This is a genomic window from Legionella stuttgartensis, from assembly GCF_977063405.2.
The window spans coordinates 1-2030 of record NZ_CDRUHA020000057.1 but is presented as its reverse complement, the minus strand read 5'-3'; the positions used below and the strand labels follow the sequence as shown (position 1 = coordinate 2030).

The following is a 2030-nucleotide window of genomic DNA, read 5'->3' as shown; positions in this document are numbered from 1 at the left end:
GTTATGAGTGTATTATTATTTCCAGGTCAAGGATCACAATACAACGGAATGGGAAAAGAGTTATTTAAATTATTTCCTGAGATGGTTGCTGAGGCAAATCAGATCCTGGGTTATGACATTGAGCAAGCAGTATTCAGTGAGGTAATGAATCAAACGCGCTACACTCAACCGCTCATTTACTGTATTTCGATTATGGCTTGGCTTGAGAGAAAAGCCAATTTAAAAGTGGATATGGTATTGGGGCATAGTTTAGGCGAGTATGCGGCGTTGTATGTGGGTGGAGTTTTTGATTTTGCTACGGGATTGAGAATCGTTAAACGGCGCGCAGAATTGATGAATGAAGCTAAAGAAGGGGGCATGGCGGCAATTGTAGGAATCAGTGCGGCTAAAATTGAAGAGATTATTGAAAAAAATCGGTTGCCTTTGGTGATTGCTAATTATAATTCCCCATTACAAACCGTGATTTCAGGAACAAAGGAATCAATTGATGCAAGTTCCAAGTTATTCGTTGAAGGTCGCTTTATTCCCTTAAAGGTAAGCGGCGCATTTCATTCACCCCTGATGCATGGGGCTGCTGAAACATTTTATGCTTATCTCAAGGAATTTAAGTTAAATCCACCGCGATATCCCATCATATTAAATGCAACAGCGCGGGCACATGTGGATTGTTCAATCGAGATGCCTAAACTACTGAGTCAACAGTTAGTGAACCCAGTGTTTTGGCATCAAAGCATTGAATATTGTTTGGCTTTAGGATATTTGGACTTTGTTGAGCTTGGACCAGGCCAAGTATTAACTTCATTGTTGGATGCGATTCTGCACGACCCAGTAATAGCAAGTGCCGTCAACTGATTCCAGGGGTTCAGTAATTTGATGATGTTTGCGATACTCATCCACCGCCCTTTGACATTCAGTAAAGCCACCATAATCATCAATAATACAAATACCATTTTGCGAAAGTTTTGGGTATAAAGCGTTAAGTACATCCAACGTTGATTGATAAAAATCAGCGTCAATTCGCAAAAGGGCAATCTGTTCAATTTGCTCTTGCATTTGCGGTAAGGTGTCTTTAAACCAGCCTGGTATTAATTTTATTGAATCATCATGGAGATCATATCGTTTGAATGCTTCAAGAAGATCCTGATGAGAGGTTGAAATTAAGGATTCTTTTTTAATGTAGGTTAATGAATTGGCAAGCGCAAAAATCTTATTTAAAGTAGTTTTGTCATATTGTTCATTAGGAAAGGCTTCCATTACATAATTCGCCAGGCGTTGTTGGGATTTTTTAGGCAAAAGTGCTCGGATTTTTAATAAACTTTTAAGACGAATTAATTTACCATAAGAAGTCACTAAGGAACTTGATTCAGGAAATAAATCAGCACCCCAAACCTTCCTGGGGATCACATTCTGATCATCATAGACATTTAGACAGGCTTTCAAATACAATAAAGCACCACCTCGCCAGCATCCTGCCTCAACAATATCACCAACTACATGGTTGCTCGTTATATGTTTTATTGATTGCTCTATATTATCTAATCGTTTAGGACCAATTAGGGTTCTAACTTGGCCATTCGTCATAAATGACCTAAAGGCCTTGGCAGAAGCAATATTAAATTGCCAGTGATCTGGTTGCGAAGTGTCTAAAGAACCAGTAAGTGATTTTTTCATTACCGTAAGGTATTTTTCTGCGATTTTATGTGGTGAGTTCATTGTATCTTTTAAAGTAAGCCAACAGATTAAATTATGGATTAAGAATGAAGTGATTCATTTAATATTCCGCCCAGTTCCGGGAATTGGATTATACAGATTAACTCTTTGTTTTGTATTAATTAATATGCTTTGGGTTCTAAAATATTTGATTGGATCTTAAATTTTTTCAACCTACGACAGTGCTTTATGGACGTTATCCAGGGCTTTTAAAATAAAAAATATCTCAACCATTCTAGATACCGCGCATAAAGCGCGGTACGTAGGGAGAATACAACCAATACACTCTGAGGAGAGAGAGGCTAAGCTATTAGGGATGT

2 protein-coding genes are annotated in these 2030 nt (G+C 38.1%); one reads left to right on the top strand and one right to left on the bottom strand.

Annotation, left to right across the window (positions count from 1 at the left end; genetic code table 11):
* The first annotated feature begins 3 nt into the window (after positions 1-3).
* A complete protein-coding gene (fabD, locus tag ACWTEW_RS15660; RefSeq protein WP_454782592.1) occupies positions 4-852 on the top strand; it encodes an ACP S-malonyltransferase in 849 nt (282 codons plus the stop codon).
* On the opposite strand, the gene ACWTEW_RS15655 is transcribed toward fabD, so the two are convergent.
* Positions 799-1713 (bottom strand): TylF/MycF/NovP-related O-methyltransferase, encoded by a 915-nt coding sequence (locus tag ACWTEW_RS15655; protein WP_454782591.1) that lies wholly within the window; start codon positions 1711-1713, stop codon positions 799-801. The two genes, fabD and ACWTEW_RS15655, sit on opposite strands and share 54 nt — an antisense overlap.
* Positions 1714-2030: the final 317 nt, after the last annotated feature.

Bases quoted from the DNA above. Each gene is read 5' to 3' on its own strand.
- fabD (WP_454782592.1), top strand. From the start codon at position 4: ATGAGTGTATTATTATTTCCAGGTCAAGGATCACAATACAACGGAATG.
- ACWTEW_RS15655 (WP_454782591.1), bottom strand. From the start codon at position 1,713: ATGAACTCACCACATAAAATCGCAGAAAAATACCTTACGGTAATGAAA.